Below are 18,636 nucleotides of genomic sequence, written 5' to 3' on the forward strand. Positions count from 1 at the left end.
TTCTCACTCCTTTTTAGCTGTGTTGTTTTATTTACCAAAAAACATTCTAACACTATTTCTTGGTTTTATGTGGTTAATTTTTGCTATTTTCCTATCAAATATCACGCGAATTACATAAATTGTTTACAATTTATTTTTAAAAAATTTGTGTTACAATAGACTCATGGAAAAATATATGATAACCGGCATGAGCTGTGCTGCATGCCAGGCACGAGTTGAAAAAGCAGTAAATAGTGTAGATGGGGTTTCATCCTGTAACGTAAATCTTCTGACAAACTCAATGGGCGTAGAGGGAAGTGCGTCAAAAGAAGAAATTATAAAAGCCGTAGAAGAAGCAGGTTACGGAGCAAGCCTTATGGATGCAGAAGAGGAGGCTCTTAAGGATACGCAGACTCCGGTTCTGAAAAAGAGACTGATCACCTCTTTAGCATTTCTGATAGTTCTTATGTACATCTCAATGGGTCACCATATGTTTGGTTTTCCGCTTCCTATGTTTCTGACCCATAACCACATAGCTATGGGAATCACACAGATGATCCTTTCACTTATAGTGATGATCATCAATAAGAAGTTCTTTACAAGCGGCTTTAGCTCACTTGTCCATGGTTCACCTAATATGGATACGCTGGTAGCTCTTGGAAGTTCAGCATCATTCATCTACAGTGTCTTTTCCATAATTCCGGGAAATGACCTGTATTTCGAGTCAGCTGCCATGATTGTTACCCTTATCACAGTCGGCAAAATGCTTGAGGCAAAGAGTAAAGGCAGAACCACTGATGCAATAAAGAGCCTTATGAAGCTTGCACCTAAGACAGCTACTATCGTTGATAATTATGGCAAGGAAAAAGAGATTCCCATTGAGCAGATAAAAGTAGGTGATATCTTTGTTGTAAGACCGGGAGAGAGCATTCCTGTTGACGGAGTAGTTGTTGAAGGAAACAGCGCAGTTAATGAGTCAGCACTTACAGGCGAGAGTATTCCTGTAGATAAATTCATTGGATCAGAAGTTAGCGCTGCTACAATGAATAACTCAGGATTTATAAGATGCAGAGCAACAAGAGTAGGCAGGGATACAACACTTTCACAGATTATTAAGATGGTAAGTGATGCTTCTGCCACAAAAGCGCCAATAGCCAAGATTGCAGACAAAGTTTCCGCTGTTTTTGTTCCTATAGTTATCTGCATTGCCATAATTACATTCATTATTTGGATGATTGTAGGCGTTCCATTTGGCTATGCCTTATCAAGAGCCATCGCAGTTCTTGTTATAAGCTGCCCATGCGCTCTTGGACTTGCAACTCCGGTTGCTATTATGGTCGGCAACGGAATGGGTGCCAAAAACGGGATCATGTTTAAGACCGCAACGTCTTTGGAAAACGCAGGTAAGACTCAGATTATAGCACTGGATAAAACCGGCACCATCACAAAGGGCGAGCCTATTGTCACAGATGTATTCACCGTAGATTCCATCTCAAGAAGCGGCTATTCACTGATAAACAACTCAGAGAATGAGCTTCTTAAGATAGCAGGTCTTTTGGAGAATAAGAGTGAACACCCTCTGGCAAAAGCTATTGTTGATTATGTAGGTGATCCGTACTCATATACAGAAGATCCTTATGCTGAAGAGAAAGATGATGTGACGGATTTTGAAGTCCTTCCGGGCCAGGGCCTTAAGGCAAACTACAGAGGCAGTGAAGTAATTGGTGCATCCTTCAAATATATCAGCACTATATGCAAAATAATTCCTGAAGCCAGGGAAAAAGCAATAGGACTTGCAAATCAAGGGAAAACACCTCTTTGCTTTGCAAAAGACGGTAAACTGATCGGTATAATTGCAGTTGCTGACTCTATTAAGGAAGATTCAGCAGAGGCTATTAAAGAGCTCAAAAACATGGGAATTCATGTTGTAATGCTCACAGGTGACAACCAGAGAACAGCAATGGCCATCGGTGATGAAGCAGGTGTTGATGAGATAGCATCAGAGATAATGCCTGAGGGAAAAGAGTCTGTAATCAGAAAACTCTCAGAATATGGCAAGGTTGCAATGGTTGGAGACGGAATAAATGATGCTCCGGCTCTTACAAGAGCTGATACAGGAATCGCCATTGGTGCAGGAACGGATGTTGCAATTGATGCCGGTGACGTAGTGGTAATGAAAGGAAGTCTGAAAGATGTTTCCGCTGCAATAAGGCTTTCAAGAGCAACTCTTACAAATATCTATCAGAACTTATTCTGGGCATTCTTCTATAATGTTATCGGAATTCCTCTTGCTGCAGGCGCTTACATAAAGGCCTTCGGCTGGGAGCTTAGCCCTATGTTTGGTGCTGCGGCCATGAGTCTTTCAAGCTTTTTTGTAGTGACCAATGCACTGAGATTAAATCTTTTGAAAGTACATGACCCGTCCAAGGATAAGCCACTTAAGAATGCAATTACTAAAGAAATACTTACAACAGAAGTACTTAATGAAATAAAAAGCCAGACAGATAAAACAATAAACGAAAGGAAGGAAAAAAATATGGCAACAAAGACATTAAACATTGAGGGAATGATGTGTGGACACTGCGAGATGTCCGTAAAGAAGGCTCTTGAGAGCTTAGAAGGAGTTAGTGCTGCAGAAGTAAGCCACGAGAAAGGAACAGCTGTTGTTACACTTGAAGGTGACGTTGCAGATGACGTTCTCAAAAAGGCTGTAGAAGATAAAGACTACAAAGTTACTTCCATTAATTGATTTTTGTGGTATTATATTTAGACGGCCAAAATTTATGGGGAGGGGAGAAGTATGGAGAAAAAGATCAAGATCAAATACTTCAATGACAAGATTGAGAAGCTGCAGTATATTGACGGAAAGTCCGATTGGATCGACCTTAGAAGTGCAGAGGACGTTGATCTGAAAGAGGGAGAATTTCATCTTATTCCCCTGGGAGTAGCCATGGAAATTCCGCAAGGCTATGAGGCTCATGTTGTTCCAAGGAGCTCAACCTTTAAGAACTTCGGAATCATCCAGGCCAATCACATGGGTATTATCGATCACTCATATTGCGGAGATAATGACCAGTGGTTCGTCCCTGTTATAGCCATGAGAGATACTCATATTGGCTTTAATGACCGTATTTGTCAGTTTAGGATCATGGAGAACCAGCCAACCATCGTCTTTGAGGAGTGTGACCACTTAGAAGGCGCAGACAGAGGTGGTTTTGGTTCTACAGGAACAAAATAATCATCACAAAGAGGAGTTAAAATGACTAAGATTCGTACAAGGTACGCCCCGAGCCCAACAGGACGCATGCATGTGGGCAATTTAAGAACAGCTCTTTATGCTTATCTTATTTCCAAGCATGAAGGCGGAGACTATATTCTTCGTATCGAAGATACAGACCAGGAGAGATTTGTTGAAGGTGCAACAGAGATCATCTACAAGACTCTTAAGGACACAGGTCTTATCCACGATGAAGGTCCCGATATCGGCGGCCCTGTAGGTCCCTACGTTCAGTCAGAGCGTCAGAAGGCCGGAATTTATATGCAGTATGCAAAAGAGCTTATCGACAAAGGCGAGGCTTATTACTGCTTCTGTGACGAGGAGAGACTTAAGACCCTTGTTCAGAAGATTGAAGTAGAGGGCGAAGTAAAAGAGATCAGCGTATACGACAAGCATTGCCTGCATCTTTCCAAGGAAGAGATTGAGAAAAACCTTGCTGAAGGCAAGAAGTTCGTCATCAGACAGAACAACCCTACAGAAGGCACAACAACCTTCCACGACGAGCTCTACGGAGATGTAAGCGTCGAGAACAAAGAGCTTGATGACATGATCCTTATCAAGTCAGACGGCTATCCTACATACAACTTCGCCAACGTAGTAGATGACCATCTCATGGGAATCACACATGTTGTAAGAGGTAATGAGTATATTTCTTCATCACCTAAATACAACAGACTCTACGATGCATTCGGCTGGGAAGTACCCAAGTACATTCACTGTCCTCTTATCACAGACGAGGAGCACCACAAGCTTTCAAAGAGATCCGGTCATTCATCTTTCGAAGATCTCATTGAGCAGGGCTTTGTACCTGAGGCGGTTGTAAACTTTGTAGCTCTTCTTGGATGGTCTCCGGAAGATAACAGCGAGATTATGAGTTTAAAAGAGCTTGTTGAGAAATTCGACTATAAGAGAATCAACAAGTCACCTGCCGTATTTGACTACACAAAGCTCAAATGGATGAACGGCGAGTACTTAAAGAAGATGGACGAGGATGAGTTCTTTGCACAGGCACGTCCTTATCTTGAGAAAGCAATCAAGAAGCCTTTGGATCTTAAGAAGATTTCAAACATGGTTAAGACCAGAATTGAGATCTGGCCTGATATCGAAGCAATGGTAGACTTCTTTGATGAGCTTCCTGAGTATGACACAGCAATCTATGCTCACAAGAAGATGAAGACAGACAAGGATTCCTCACTTAAGGTTCTCAAAGAGGTTCTTCCTTTACTTGAAGCACATGACGATTACACAAATGATGCTCTTTATGCGCTTCTTTCAGACTATATCAAGAAGAATGAGTACAAGAACGGTTATGTACTCTGGCCTGTAAGAATAGCAGTTTCAGGAAAAGAGATGACTCCCTGCGGAGCAACAGAGCTCATGGAAGTAATCGGCAAGGACGAGACCATTAAGAGAATTAAAAAAGGAATTGAATTACTTGAAGCTTAATACACTAAACGATTCACAGCTACAAGCTGTAAGCCACGTAAAAGGCCCTGCAATAGTACTTGCAGGGCCGGGAAGTGGCAAAACCAAGGTGATAGTGGAACGGCTCAGATACATGATAGAAAACAGCCGCATATCGCCTTCTGAAATTCTTGTTATCACATTTACTAAGGCTGCAGCCATAGAGATGCAGTACAGATTCTTAAAAATCACGGATAGTTCTTATCCCGAAGTAGTCTTTGGAACTTTTCATTCTGTCTTTTACAAGATCATTCGGAACAGTAAATCCAAAAGCGAAAAAAACATTGAAATAGCACCGGAAAAGATAAAATATGAAATCCTGAGAGATTGTCTGTCAATGCTTAGAAGCAAAAGAAAAATTGATGACCGCATCTATGAGGATTCTCTTTTAGAGCTCTCTGACATAATCTCTGAGATTTCAAGGATCAAAAACCTTGGCATAGAGCCTGCAGAAGCTTTGGAAAGCTTGTCTGCATGCAGCGTATTTCCTGATGTCTTTGAATATTATAATAAAAGACTTATAGAATTCGGCATGATTGATTTTGACGACATGCTGGTAAGATGCAAGAAGCTGCTGGAAGATAAGCCGGGTATCCTTAAACTTTGGCAGGATAGGTTTAAGTATATACTTGTTGATGAATATCAGGATATCAATCCTGTTCAATACAGCGTTCTAAGGCTTCTTCTTGGAGACAGGGCAAATATTTTTGCAGTGGGGGATGATGATCAGTCAATTTATGGCTTTAGAGGTTCAGATCCGCATATAATGCTTGATTTTAAAGACAGTTTTGCAAAGCTAAATCCAAAAGTCTTTAACCTCAGCATCAACTATCGCTGTGGAAGTGACATTCTAAACAATGCTCTAAGAGTAATTGAGGAAAATGAGATCAGATTCAAAAAGATTCTTTCAGCATTTGAGGGAAACGGCAAAGGATCAGTAATAACAAGGCGTTATGAGAGCAGAAAGATTCAAAATGAGATGATAGCTCTTTTCCTAAAAAAACATTTGGATAAGCTAGATGACATAGCGATTCTCTACAGAACAAACTCAGAAGCACAGCAGCTTGAGATGGTTCTAAATAGATATGGGATTCCGACAACTATAGATAAGAGTGATCAGAGCATTTTTAGCGCAAAGTCAGTTGAGCTTTGCATTTCCTATATGTCTTTTGCCTATAAAGGTCAGAGGAGAAGCGATTTCTATAAGATAATAAATAAACCAATGAGGTATATTTCACGAGACTGTGCGCCGGATGAAATAGTAAAGGAAGCTGTCATAAGCAGGTTTTACAGAAACAATAACAACAGACTACGGACAGTCCGGGATTTCTTTTCCCAAATTGAGATGATAAGGCACTTAAGACCCACGCTTATGATGAGGTATCTAAGAAGAACGGTTGGAATTGAGAGTCTTTTTCCCGGTGAGATAATCGCGCTTGATGAACTCGAAAGAATAGCACTAGACTTTACAGACAGCAGGAAATTCCTGGAATATTTATTAGCAAAAAGAGAAGAAAGCAGTAAAGATTCTATAAAAGAAAATCGTGTATCTGATGGGAAAAGAGTCAACATCATGACCATGCACGGGTCAAAGGGTCTGGAATTTGAGATAGTTTGGCTCCCTGATCTTAATGAAGGTATCATACCGTCAAGGAGCGCAACATCAAAAGAGCAGATAGAAGAAGAGCGCCGTATGCTCTACGTCGCAATGACAAGGGCAAAAAAGGCGCTCATAATGTCATATATTACGGGAAACAAGGAAAATCAGATGCTCCCCACAAGATTTATTCGTCCAATAAGAGATCTTTGGGAAAAGACCTATAAGAATCAGACTTCTTCTGAGCCATCTTCGGGAAGATCGATGAGCTCATCAAACTCTACATCATCGAGATAGAGGTTAAATGCCTCAGCCACAGCTTCATATTCTGCATCGTCGCTGATATAGCCAAGCTCAGGTTCTGTATCGTCTCCATTTACAATAAATTCATAGAACCATACATTTCCGTCGTTGTTCTGGCCATTTTCATCGAGAGGAAGAAGAACGATATAATCCTTGCTATTTACGGTAAGAACAATGATGATAGCACAGGTGACAACCTCGATCTTGCCATCTTTAGTCTCTATCTCAACATCAACGGTCATCTGCTCATCATTTTCAATCTTGGTGTTCATGTCAGTTGCAATCTTGGAAAATTCCATGCCAGCCTCCTTGGGTAATGATAAAAATTACTATTTATAGCCTTAGTATAGCATAAACCTAGCGTTTTGGTGTGCATATTAAGGGCAAATGTGTTAAAATAATACGGCGTATTGAAAAAAATGGGGAAACAGGTGCAAAATGACGTCTAATATCAAGATTTCAATGGAAAAACCTTATCCGCTGGGTTGTTATATCGACTATGACAAGAGCCTTGTTGTAAGAAGCGTATTCGATGACAATAAGAGCTGTGGAATAGTTCTTTATCCATCTGATAAGAATAAAGCTACAAATCCTCTTAAGATCGAACTTCCAAAGTCTCTTAAAAGAGGCGATATTTATTCGGCACGTATTTCCGGAATCGATAATATTGATGATTATAAGACCTATAACTACTTCTGCGATGAGGAGTTCTTTTGCGACCCTTATGCCAAGCAGTTTTACGGTCTTGAGAAGTTTGGCCACTTTGTTCCCGATGCTCAGATAAGAGCCAAGCTTGATAACAAGGCTTCTTTTAAGACTTCACATGATACCTTTGACTGGACCGGTGATGATCACACCTTCACCAAATACGAGGACAGCTTCGTATACCTGCTCCATGTAAGAGGCTTCACCAGGTCTGCAAGCAGCGGAGTCGAGCTCTCTAAAAGAGGAACTTTTTCAGGCATACTTGAGAAAATCCCGTATCTTAAATCTCTTGGCGTTACAGCCGTTGAGCTTATGCCTGCATATGAGATGAATGAGATCGATGAATCTTTGAAGAGGTCCGATAAGAGAAGAGCAAGCCTTTATTCGAACAACGGCAATATATCCGACAAAAATATGCTTGAACTTCGGCCTAATTTCTGGGGCTATAAGAAAGGCTATTACTTTGCCCCAAGAACAGCATACTGTGAGAATCCTCAGGATGCAGAAAATGAGTTTAAAAGCTTTGTTAAGACCATGCATAAAAATGGCCTTGAAGTTATAATGCAGTTCTATTTCGATGAGTATGAGAGTGGAACTCTTATCATAGATGCCCTCAGATTCTGGAGATGCACCTATCATGTGGATGGATTCCATCTGAAGGGAAGCAAGATTCCTCTAAGGCTTATAACAAACGAGCCCTTGTTTACGGATATAAAGATATGGAATGAGTACTTTAACTACGGCGAGATTTATGAAGGCAAAGCGCCTGCAAGCAGACTTCTTGCCGACTACAATAACGCATTTCTTTACAACAGCCGCAGATTCCTTAAGAGCGACGACAATGCAGTCTCTGACTTTATGAAGGCAATGATTGCCGGCAGTAACGATCACGGAATCATCAATTATATCTGTGACTATGAAGGTTTCAGACTCGCTGACCTTGTATCCTATGAGCACAAACACAACGAGGAAAACGGTGAGAATAACAAGGACGGCACAGACAACAACTTAAGCTGGAACTGCGGAATTGAAGGCCGTACCCGTAAGCACGACATTTTAAATCTTCGTAAGAAGCAGATAAAGAATATTCTTACCATGCTTTTTGTAGCTCAGGGAACTCCAATGATTTTTAGCGGAGATGAATTTGGCAACTCCCAGAGCGGCAATAACAATCCATATTGCCAGGATAATGAGATAGGCTGGGTTGATTGGAAAGCCATGGATAAGAATTCCGATATCCTTGATTATGTGAAGTACTTATCCAAGCTAAGATTCAGTCACAAGGTTCTTCATGAAAGTGCTCCGTTTAAGCTGATGGATTACATATCCTGCGGATATCCGGATCTCTCATGCCACGGCAGAGAAGCCTGGAGGCCGGATCTTTCCGGTCATAGCCACATGCTGGGAATGCTTTTCTGCGGGCTTTATGAGGGCAAGGATCAGCCGTTTATCTATGTTGCCTTTAACATGAACTGGACACCACAGGAGCTGGCTCTTCCTGATCTTCCGGACGGATATTCCTGGAAGATAGTGCTAGATACGGACGATAGAGGCTTAAAGCCCATCTCTAAGCCAAAAACAGGAACCAAAGCGAAAGAAACAGAGCCTGAAAACAATGTTTTTACAGAACTTCTTGCTGACAGGTCAACGCGCATCTATATGAGCGTTCAGGATAAAAAGAAAACCAAAAAGAAAGTAACAGGTAAAAAGAACAAATGAGTAATATAAACGTTATTGATGATTTTTTAAGATGTGTGAAGATTGATACTCAATCCGATGATACAACAGGAGCATCTCCTTCAACAGCCAAGCAGCACGATCTTGCTTCTTTACTGGAAAAAGAGCTTATAGAGATCGGCGCAAGTGACGTCTATTATGACAAAGAGCACTGCTATGTGTATGCATCAATACCTTCAAATACCGGCGCTGATACACCGGCAATAGGTTTCGTTTCGCATATGGATACATCCGATGAAGTCAGCGGAAAAAATGTAAATCCAAGAATTGTTGAAAATTATGACGGTAAGGACATCGTGCTTTCAAAGGATGGAAGCGTAGTTTTATCTCCAAGTGACTTCCCTGAGCTTAAGAATCACATAGGAGAAGACCTGATAGTCACTGATGGAACAACACTTCTTGGAGCCGATGACAAGGCAGGTATCGCCGAGATCATGACCATGGCCAAGACTCTTTTATCTGACCCGTCCATCAAGCATGGAGATATTAAGATTGCATTTACTCCCGACGAGGAAATTGGTGAAGGAACAGCTTATTTTGATATAGACAGATTCGGCGCAAAGTATGCTTATACCGTTGATGGTGGCAAGCTCGGAGAGCTTGAATATGAGAACTTCAATGCTGCAGAAGGTGTTATAAAGGTCCAGGGCAGAAGCGTTCATCCCGGAGATGCCAAGAACAAGATGGTTAATGCATCACTTATCTGTTATGAGTTCCAGTCACTTCTTCCTGCATTCCAGAATCCCATGTACACAGAGGGAAGAGAAGGGTTCTTTCATCTTACCGAGATAAACGGTGGCTGTGAGAGCGCTACAGCATCTTACATCATCAGAGATCATGATGAGAAACTCTTTGAAACCAAGAAACAGCTCTTTAAGGATGCTGCTGAGTTTCTTAACAAAAAATACGGAGAAGGCACTGTAACTGTAGAAGTCAGAGATCAGTACTACAACATGATCGAGAAGATTAAGCCTCACATGCATCTTATTGATAACGCCAAGAAGGTTATGACCGATCTTGGTATTACACCTATCGATAATCCTATAAGAGGAGGCACAGACGGAGCAGCCCTTTCCTACAAAGGACTTCCATGTCCGAATCTTTGCACCGGCGGATACAATTATCACGGAAAGTACGAGTATGCATCAGTTCAGGAGATGAAACAGGTAGTAAAGATCCTTCTCGGAATAGTTGATGCATACAAAGAATAATAGATTTAGAAAGAGTTTTAGTTAATGGGAATCAATATTTTAAACAGTAATAAAGCAGATATACAGGACAGCGAGAGCTTAAAGCAGCTTGAGTACATTGAACAGGCAAAAGATAAGGTTTCAGCCCTTGAAAAAGAGCTTGGCAGAAAGCTCACAGCCTGCGTTGTAACCTTTGGATGTCAGATGAATGCAAGAGACTCAGAGAAGCTCCTTGCAACTCTTAAGCTTGCAGGCTATGAAGAAACCGAAAGCGAAGATGCTGATTTTGTAATCTACAACACCTGCTCAGTTCGTGACAATGCCGACCAGAGAGTTCTTGGAAGGCTTGGTCAGACAAGTAATTTCAAGAAAAAGAATCCAAATATGAAAATTGCCATCTGCGGATGCATGATGCAGGAGGCAGGCGCAGTCGAGAAGATCCAGAAGAGCTACAGATTTGTAGATCTTATTTTCGGAACTCACAATATCTACAAGTTCGCTGAGCTCCTTAATACAGTTCTTGATTCAGACAGAATGATAATTGGTATCTGGAAGGAAACAGACAAGATTGTTGAGGATCTTCCTGTATTTCGTAAATATCCCTTTAAATCCGGAGTCAACATCATGTTTGGCTGCAACAATTTCTGCACTTATTGCATAGTTCCCTATGTAAGGGGCAGAGAGCGCAGCAGATCACCCAAGGATATAATCCGCGAGTGTGAAAAGCTTGCTGCTGACGGAGTTAAGGAAGTAATGCTTCTTGGCCAGAATGTTAATTCCTATGGCCTTGATTTTAGTGATGATAATCCGGACAAGATCTCTTTTGCGAAGCTCCTTGAGCTTGTTTGCGAGGTTGAAGGAATTGAGAGAGTAAGATTCATGACTCCTCATCCTAAGGATTTCTCAGATGAGCTTCTTGATGTTATTGCTAAGAACCCTAAGATTGCAAGGCACATCCACTTACCGCTCCAGGCAGGTAACAGCGAGATCCTTCGCAGAATGAACAGAAAGTACACCAAAGAGAGCTATCTTGAGCTTGCAGGCAAGATAAGAGAAAAGCTCCCTGATGTAGCAATCACCACAGATATTATTGTAGGATTCCCGGGAGAGACAAAGGAAGCTGTCCTGGACACCATAGACGTTATTAACAAGGTTAAATTTGACAATGCCTTTACCTTCATCTATTCAAAAAGGCCCGGAACTCCGGCTGCATCCTTTGAGGATCAGGTCCCCGAGGAAGTGGTTAAGGAGAACTTTGACATGCTCCTTAAAGTTGTACAGGAAACAGCCAAAGAGCAGACAGCCAAGCTCCAGGGACGCACAGAAACTGTCCTTGTCGAAGGTGTTAACGAGCATGACAAGAGTCTTTTAACAGGAAGAATGTCAAATAATACACTGGTACATTTCCCGGGGGGAGAAGAACTTATAGGGGAACTTGTGCCGGTAAGCCTTTTAGAATGTCATGGATTTTACTATTTGGGGAAGTTAGTTAAATGATTGAAAGTATTGATACCACAAAAGTATCTCCCATGATGCAGCATTATATTGCCACCAAGAAGGAGTATAGTGACTGCATCCTCTTTTACAGACTGGGAGATTTCTACGAGATCTTTTTTGATGATGCTCTTACTGCTTCAAAAGAGCTTGAGCTAACACTTACAGGTAAGGCCTGCGGCCTTGAAGAGAGGGCTCCTATGTGCGGAGTTCCTTTTCATGCTGTGGATTCATACCTCAATAAGCTTGTTTCAAGAGGCTATAAGGTTGCCATCTGTGAACAGATGGAAGACCCCAAGCTTGCCAAGGGCATCGTAAAAAGAGAAGTCACAAGGATCGTAACACCCGGAACCAATCTGAATATGCAGTCCTTAGAGGAGAGTAAGAATAACTATCTTATGAGTATCTTTTACTCTCCTGATAATATTGGAATTTCCGTTGCTGATGTCACAACAGGAGATTATTATCTGACAGAAGTTGAATCTCTTCGCGCTGTCATGGATGAGATTGGAAAATATGCACCTACAGAGATCATCTGCAACAATGCATTTGAGTTTTCCGGAGCAGACCTTGATGAGATCAGGAACAGACTTAATATTTTTATCAATCCTGTAGATAACAGGTATTTTGATGAAGACTCCTGCAAGAGACTTCTTATGAAGCACTTTAAGGTTTCATCCCTTATCGGCCTTGGAATCGATGATTTTCCTAACGGAATTGTAGCTTCAGGAGCGCTTCTTCAGTACCTTGTAGATATGCAGAAGTCGGATATCAGCAATATCACTCATATATATCCGTATCTCACCAGCAAATACATGCTTCTTGATGGCTCCACCAGAAGAAATCTTGAGCTTGTTGAGACCATGCGCGATAAGCAAAAGAGAGGCACACTTCTCTGGGTTCTTGATAAGACCAAGACAGCCATGGGTGCAAGAACACTCAGGAGCTTTATCGAACAGCCTCTTATAGACAAGGAGGAGATTCTTCTTCGCCAGAACGCTGTTGAGAAGCTGGTTAAAAACGTAGTCACAAGAGAAGAAATCAGAGAATATCTGAATCCTGTTTACGACCTTGAAAGACTCATGTCCAAGATCGTATTCAAGACCGCTAATCCAAGAGATCTTCTGGCATTTAGAAATTCAATAAAAATGATTCCTGCTATAATCACAGCACTTCAGGATATTTCAGGAGATCCCGGAATAGATAAGATTTATGGCGATCTTGATCCTCTTACAGATATTCATGACCTTATCGACAAGGCAATCGTTGAGGAACCTCCTCTTGCTATAAAAGAGAGCGGAATCATAAAGGACGGTTTTGATGCCGACATCGACCACTTCAGAGAAGCAGGCACAAACGGCAAACAGTGGCTTGCTCAGATGGAGGAGGAAGAGAAGGAAAAGACAGGTATCAAGAACCTCAGGATCAAGTACAGCAATGTTTTCGGTTATTCCTTTGAAGTAACCAATTCCTTCAAGGACAAGGTTCCCGATTATTTCATCAGAAAGCAGACCCTGACCAACTGCGAGAGATATACAACGCCCCAGCTTAAAGAGCTTGAGGACACAATTCTTAATGCACAGGATAAGCTAAATAACCTCGAATATGATATGTTCTGCAAGATCAGAGACTCAATAGCTCTTGAGATTGACAGGATACAAACTACAGCTAAGGCTATAGCTCTTTTGGATGTATATGCATCCCTTGCTTATGTAGCTGAGCGCAATCACTATATCAAGCCAAGTCTTAACGATAAGGGACAGATCAACATCAAGAACGGACGTCACCCTGTAGTTGAGAGAATGCTTGATACAGCCGATATGTTCATCTCCAATGACACCTATCTTGACAATAAAAAGCATTGCATCAGCATCATTACAGGTCCTAACATGGCCGGTAAGTCCACATACATGAGGCAGACAGCACTTATTGTTCTGATGTGCCAGATAGGAAGCTTTGTACCTGCCGATAAGGCAGATATGTGTGTTGTAGACAGGATATTTACCAGAGTAGGAGCTTCTGATGACCTCGGAAGCGGACAGTCAACCTTTATGGTTGAGATGAATGAAGTTGCTAACATCTTAAGAAACGCTACTCCCGACTCACTTCTTATTCTTGATGAGATTGGAAGAGGAACTTCAACCTATGACGGTCTTGCAATTGCCTGGGCTGTTACAGAGCACATCTCAAACAGAAAGATTCTCGGTGCCAAGACGCTTTTTGCAACTCACTACCACGAGCTTACCGAGCTTGAAGGTAAGATGGACAACGTCAACAACTACTGCATTGCGGTAAAAGAAAACGGCGATGACATTGTCTTTTTGAGAAAGATCATCAAGGGTGGTGCTGATAAGAGCTACGGTATCCAGGTAGCCAAGCTTGCCGGCGTTCCCGACATGGTCATTGACAGGGCAAAAGAGATTGTTGCCGAGCTCACAGATAACGACATAACAGATAAAGTTCAGGCTATTGCCAAAGAGAATAAAAATGATAAAAAGGTGAAGGTTAAGCACTACGATGATGTTGATACCAACCAGATGTCACTTTTTGATACCGTAACCGACGAAGAAGTACTGCGTCGCCTTCAGGAGATAGATATCACAACTCTTACTCCCATGGACGCATTAAACACTCTCTATAAATTACAGAGTGATCTTAAGAACAGGTGGAAAAGCTAATGGCATTTATCAATGAACTTGATAAAAACACAATAGATCAGATCGCAGCCGGAGAAGTTGTAGAAAGGCCCGCCAGTGTAGTTAAAGAGCTGGTTGAAAATGCCATAGATTCCGGAGCAACGGCCGTGACAGTCGAGATCAAGGGCGGCGGAATCGACATGATAAGGGTTACAGATAATGGCTCAGGTATTGAGAAGAGTCAGATCAGAAAAGCCTTTAAAAGACATGCAACCAGTAAGCTAAAGAGTATAGAAGATCTCTTTTCCATACATTCTCTGGGCTTTAGAGGAGAAGCGCTCTCCAGTATCGCTTCTGTTGCACAGGTTGACCTTATCACCAAGACCAGTGATGAACTTGTCGGAACAAGGTACTGCATAAACGGCGGCGAAGAAGCTGCATTTGAGGAGATAGGTGCTCCTGACGGAACAACACTTATCATCAGGAACCTTTTTTACAATACGCCTGCCAGAAAGAAATTCCTGAAAACGCCTCAGACAGAAGGCAGCTATATCGGTGATGTCATGGAGCATATGGCCCTTGATAATCCCACAATCTCTTTTCACTACATCAACAATAAAGACGACAAATTCTCCACCTCCGGAAACGGAGACTTAAAAGAAATAATATACAGGATCTACGGAAGAGACATTTCAGTCAGCGTAATTCCTTTTAAGGCAGAAGAAGATGGAATGGTCCTTGAAGGTTATCTGGGCGAGCCGGCTATAAACCGCTCCAACAGAAACTTTGAGATATTCTTTGTAAACGGAAGATACATCAAGGATAAAGTAATGAGCAAAGCTCTGGAAGAAGGATACAAGCAGTATCTGATGATGCACAAGTTTCCGTTTGCAATACTTCACCTTAGGATTGATCCTTCCAGAGTAGATGTTAACGTACATCCTGCCAAAATGGAGGTACGCTTTAACAATCAGCAGCAGCTCTACGATTTCATCAGCCGCAGTGTGGATGATGCTCTCAGTAAAAGAGAAATGATTCCCGATGCACTCCTTGGAGAAAAAGATGAGGAAGAGGTAAAAGAGCCTTTACAGGCCGATGCACCTGTAGCTGAGGAAAAACCTTCAAAATCCATTGCGCCACAGCCCTTTGAGTCACTTCGCTTTGAAAAGCATAAGATCAGCGAGGATACTCCGATATTTGCAAAAGGCGTAAAAGCTGAGCCTATCAAGATCGAAGACAGCAACAAGTCAGCTGTATGGACAAGGATATTCGGAGATTCGGACGGAAGCATTGCAGAGAAAAAGGAACATCCCTCGCCAATCATCAAATCCGACAACGCCGTTGTTGTTGAAAAGGTAACTCAGCTCGACCTCTTTGATGAAAAGGTCCTTACCAAAGAAAATGTCAAGGAATATGAAATCCTGGGACAGATTTTTGGAACCTACTGGATAATAGCCTTTAAGGACAAGATATTTATGGTAGATCAGCACGCTGCTCATGAGAAGGTCAATTATGAGCGCATGCTAAAGAGATACAAAAGCGGAGAGATGCTCTCACAGATGGTAAATCCTCCTGTAATCGTGGCTCTCACCAGCGCAGAAGAAGAACTCTTTTTAAGCTACAGACAATATTTTGAAAAGCTCGGATTTAATATTGAAAACTTCGGCGGACGAGAGTATGCTATGAGAGCTATTCCAATTGATCTGTTCGGATGCGAGAGCGAAAAGGATATGTTCATTCAGATCCTGGATGAGCTCTCACACGAGACAGGTCTTGACAGGACGCCGGATGTCATCAACTATAAGATTGCCAGCATGGCATGCAAGGCTTCTGTAAAAGGTAATACCAAGATGAGCAGAGCCGAGATGGAAGCTCTTTTGGATGAGCTTCTCACCCTTGATAATCCATACAACTGTCCTCACGGAAGGCCAACCATCATTTCCATGAGCAAGTATGAGATTGACAAGAAGTTTAAGAGAGTAGTTGAGTAATGGATAAACAAAAACTTGTTGTAATAACAGGTCCTACGGCTGTAGGTAAGACTAAGCTATCAATTGAACTTGCAAAAAGAATTGGCGGAGAGATAATCTCCGCTGATTCTATGCAAGTGTATAAGTACATGAACATAGGAACCGACAAGATTTCAAGGGATAAGATGGAAGGTGTACCTCATCATCTTATAGATTTTTTGGATCCCCATGAAGACTTTAATGTCTTTATCTTTCAGAAGCTTGTCAAAGAGGCGATTGAAGGCATTGCTTCAAGAGGAAAGGTTCCGATCATAGTCGGAGGAACAGGTTTTTATATTCAGGCTGTCCTCTACGACATCGATTTTACAGAGACCGATGAAGATGAAACCTACAGACATGAACTTGAGAAAAGAGCTGTTTCAGAAGGCGTACATGTACTCCATGAAGAGTTGAGGGCAGTAGACCCCGAGTCTGCAGATGCTATTCACGAAAACAACTCAAAGCGTGTTATAAGAGCGCTTGAATACTATAAAAAGACCGGCAAGAAGATTTCAGAGCACAATACTGAGCAGCATCAAAGAACATCACCCTACGATTTTAAGTATTTTGTTCTGACAGATGACAGAGAAGTTCTGTATTCACGCATAGAAAAGCGCGTTGATCAGATGATTGATGAAGGCCTCGAAGCTGAGGTAAAAGAGCTTTTGGCTATGGATATTCCAAAAGAAGCCACATCCATGCAGGGTCTTGGCTATCGAGAGATGATCGGTTATCTTGAAGGTGAATATGACCTTGACAGAGCAGTGTATCTTATAAAGAGAAACACCAGGCATTTTGCAAAGCGCCAGCTCACCTGGTTTAAGAGAGAAAGAGATGTAATCTGGATTGATAAACGCGACTTTAACAGAAACGATGAAGAAATTTTGAAAGAGATGATAAGGATTTATGAACAGTAAAATTTACGAAGAACTTGGAATTTCAAAGAAAGTTATCGACTTTGGCCAGAATATTTTAGAAGGCTTAAAGGAAAGATTTGAAAAGATTGATGAAACTGCAGAGCTTAACCAGCTCAAGGTTTTAAAGGCAATGCAGGAGAACAAGGTAAGCGAAGCATGCCTTCTTGGAACAACAGGCTACGGCTACAATGACATCGGAAGAGAAAAACTCGAAGCTGTTTATGCTTCGGTCTTCCATACAGAAGATGCTCTTGTAAGGCCACAGATTACCTGCGGAACACATGCTCTTGCGCTTGCTCTTATGAGTAACCTTCGCCCCGGCGACATGCTCTTTTCCCCTGTAGGCAAGCCCTATGATACTCTTGAAGAGGTTATTGGCATCAGACCTTCAAAGGGATCACTTAAAGAGTATGGGATTGACTATACTCAGGTTGATTTATTACCTGACGGAAGCTTTGATTTTGACAATATTAAAAAAGCTCTATTAGAGAATACAAATATTAAACTTGCAACAATTCAAAGATCAAAAGGCTATCAGACAAGGCCGACACTTTCTGTTGAGAGAATAGGAGAGCTGATCAGCTTTATTAAGGGCATAAGACCTGATGTTATCTGTATGGTCGACAACTGCTACGGAGAATTTGTTCAGACCACTGAGCCTACCGATGTGGGCGCAGACATGGTTGTAGGATCACTTATCAAAAACCCCGGTGGCGGACTTGCTCCCATCGGAGGATACATTGCAGGTAAAAAAGAGTGCGTTGAAAATGCCGCATTCAGACTTACTTCTCCGGGACTTGGAAAAGAGGTTGGAGCTTCACTGGGAATACTTCCACAGATCTATCAGGGATTTTTCCTTGCTCCGACAGTTACAGCATCTGCGCTTAAGGGTGCTATATTTGCTGCAAACATTTATGAGAAGCTTGGTTTTGATGTGGTTCCCAATGCTACAGAAGACAGATTTGATATAATCCAGGCTGTTACCTTCGGAAAGCCCGAAGGCGTTATAGCTTTCTGTGAAGGAGTACAGGCAGCTGCTCCTGTTGACAGCTTTGTTGCTCCCGAGCCATGGGATATGCCGGGGTATGATGCTCAGGTTATCATGGCTGCCGGCGCCTTTATTTCAGGCTCATCTATAGAGCTCTCGGCAGACGGCCCAATCAAAGAGCCCTACTCAGTGTTCTTCCAGGGTGGACTTACCTGGCCACATGCTAAACTCGGTATTCTTAAGACGTTGCAAAAGCTTGTGGATAGAGGACTTGTTGTGATACAATGAATGATAGGCATTTCAAAGCTCTAGCAGTTTTCATGCTTGACTATCACTGAAT

12 protein-coding genes are annotated in these 18,636 nt (G+C 41.9%); 11 read left to right on the forward strand and 1 reads right to left on the reverse strand.

The genetic code is table 11. The annotated features are described in order from the left end of the window. Positions 1 to 163 precede the first annotated feature (163 nt). The 4 genes from G632_RS0100765 to G632_RS0100780 are packed head-to-tail and all read left to right on the forward strand — an operon-like array spanning position 164 to position 6,614. Positions 164 to 2,728 carry a heavy metal translocating P-type ATPase gene (locus G632_RS0100765; protein WP_022767124.1) on the forward strand — a complete coding sequence of 855 codons (2,565 nt, stop codon included), beginning with the start codon at positions 164 to 166 and terminating at the stop codon, positions 2,726 to 2,728. Positions 2,729 to 2,779: 51 nt separating this feature from the next. After that, positions 2,780 to 3,217 (forward strand): dUTP diphosphatase, encoded by a 438-nt coding sequence (locus G632_RS0100770; protein WP_022767125.1) that lies wholly within the window; start codon positions 2,780 to 2,782, stop codon positions 3,215 to 3,217. 21 nt (positions 3,218 to 3,238) lie between these two features. Continuing rightward, entirely contained in the window at positions 3,239 to 4,702 is a 1,464-nt protein-coding gene (gene gltX, locus G632_RS0100775) for a glutamate--tRNA ligase (protein ID WP_022767126.1), read from the forward strand. Further along, positions 4,692 to 6,614, forward strand: a complete 1,923-nt coding sequence (locus G632_RS0100780) for an ATP-dependent helicase (protein ID WP_022767127.1) — start codon at positions 4,692 to 4,694, stop codon at positions 6,612 to 6,614. Before gltX ends, G632_RS0100780 begins: the two co-directional genes overlap by 11 nt. On the opposite strand, the gene G632_RS0100785 is transcribed toward G632_RS0100780, so the two are convergent. Then, positions 6,548 to 6,919 carry a DUF1292 domain-containing protein gene (locus G632_RS0100785; RefSeq protein WP_022767128.1) on the reverse strand — a complete coding sequence of 124 codons (372 nt, stop codon included), beginning with the start codon at positions 6,917 to 6,919 and terminating at the stop codon, positions 6,548 to 6,550. The genes G632_RS0100780 and G632_RS0100785 overlap by 67 nt on opposite strands. Before the next feature lie 139 nt (positions 6,920 to 7,058). Here G632_RS0100785 and G632_RS0100790 point away from each other — a divergent pair, with 139 nt between their 5' ends. The 7 genes from G632_RS0100790 to G632_RS0100820 are packed head-to-tail and all read left to right on the forward strand — an operon-like array spanning position 7,059 to position 18,584. Beyond that, on the forward strand, positions 7,059 to 9,044 hold the full coding sequence (locus G632_RS0100790; RefSeq protein ID WP_022767129.1) for an alpha-amylase family glycosyl hydrolase: 1,986 nt from the start codon (positions 7,059 to 7,061) through the stop codon (positions 9,042 to 9,044). Further along, positions 9,041 to 10,273 (forward strand): peptidase T, encoded by a 1,233-nt coding sequence (gene pepT, locus G632_RS0100795; protein WP_022767130.1) that lies wholly within the window; start codon positions 9,041 to 9,043, stop codon positions 10,271 to 10,273. The genes G632_RS0100790 and pepT overlap by 4 nt, the downstream gene beginning before the upstream one ends. Positions 10,274 to 10,297: 24 nt before the next feature. Next, positions 10,298 to 11,749 (forward strand): tRNA (N6-isopentenyl adenosine(37)-C2)-methylthiotransferase MiaB, encoded by a 1,452-nt coding sequence (gene miaB / locus G632_RS0100800; RefSeq protein WP_022767131.1) that lies wholly within the window; start codon positions 10,298 to 10,300, stop codon positions 11,747 to 11,749. Continuing rightward, positions 11,746 to 14,424: a DNA mismatch repair protein MutS gene (gene mutS, locus G632_RS0100805; RefSeq protein WP_022767132.1), complete on the forward strand. Its 2,679-nt coding sequence runs from the start codon at positions 11,746 to 11,748 to the stop codon at positions 14,422 to 14,424. The genes miaB and mutS overlap by 4 nt, the downstream gene beginning before the upstream one ends. Then, entirely contained in the window at positions 14,424 to 16,373 is a 1,950-nt protein-coding gene (mutL, locus tag G632_RS0100810; RefSeq protein WP_022767133.1) for a DNA mismatch repair endonuclease MutL, read from the forward strand. The genes mutS and mutL overlap by 1 nt, the downstream gene beginning before the upstream one ends. Beyond that, positions 16,373 to 17,308, forward strand: a complete 936-nt coding sequence (gene miaA, locus G632_RS0100815; protein ID WP_026512298.1) for a tRNA (adenosine(37)-N6)-dimethylallyltransferase MiaA — start codon at positions 16,373 to 16,375, stop codon at positions 17,306 to 17,308. The genes mutL and miaA overlap by 1 nt, the downstream gene beginning before the upstream one ends. Further along, positions 17,298 to 18,584 carry a methionine gamma-lyase family protein gene (locus G632_RS0100820; protein WP_022767134.1) on the forward strand — a complete coding sequence of 429 codons (1,287 nt, stop codon included), beginning with the start codon at positions 17,298 to 17,300 and terminating at the stop codon, positions 18,582 to 18,584. The genes miaA and G632_RS0100820 overlap by 11 nt, the downstream gene beginning before the upstream one ends. Positions 18,585 to 18,636: the final 52 nt, after the last annotated feature.

Origin of the sequence: Butyrivibrio sp. NC2007 (assembly GCF_000421405.1) — a bacterium.
GTDB lineage: Bacteria > Bacillota > Clostridia > Lachnospirales > Lachnospiraceae > Butyrivibrio.

Coding starts and splice junctions, on each gene's coding strand:
- G632_RS0100765 (WP_022767124.1), top strand. CDS start 164: ATGGAAAAATATATGATAACCGGCATGAGCTGTGCTGCATGCCAGGCA.
- G632_RS0100770 (WP_022767125.1), top strand. CDS start 2,780: ATGGAGAAAAAGATCAAGATCAAATACTTCAATGACAAGATTGAGAAG.
- gltX (WP_022767126.1), top strand. CDS start 3,239: ATGACTAAGATTCGTACAAGGTACGCCCCGAGCCCAACAGGACGCATG.
- G632_RS0100785 (WP_022767128.1), bottom strand. CDS start 6,919: ATGGAATTTTCCAAGATTGCAACTGACATGAACACCAAGATTGAAAAT.
- G632_RS0100790 (WP_022767129.1), top strand. CDS start 7,059: ATGACGTCTAATATCAAGATTTCAATGGAAAAACCTTATCCGCTGGGT.
- pepT (WP_022767130.1), top strand. CDS start 9,041: ATGAGTAATATAAACGTTATTGATGATTTTTTAAGATGTGTGAAGATT.
- miaB (WP_022767131.1), top strand. CDS start 10,298: ATGGGAATCAATATTTTAAACAGTAATAAAGCAGATATACAGGACAGC.
- mutS (WP_022767132.1), top strand. CDS start 11,746: ATGATTGAAAGTATTGATACCACAAAAGTATCTCCCATGATGCAGCAT.
- mutL (WP_022767133.1), top strand. CDS start 14,424: ATGGCATTTATCAATGAACTTGATAAAAACACAATAGATCAGATCGCA.
- miaA (WP_026512298.1), top strand. CDS start 16,373: ATGGATAAACAAAAACTTGTTGTAATAACAGGTCCTACGGCTGTAGGT.
- G632_RS0100820 (WP_022767134.1), top strand. CDS start 17,298: ATGAACAGTAAAATTTACGAAGAACTTGGAATTTCAAAGAAAGTTATC.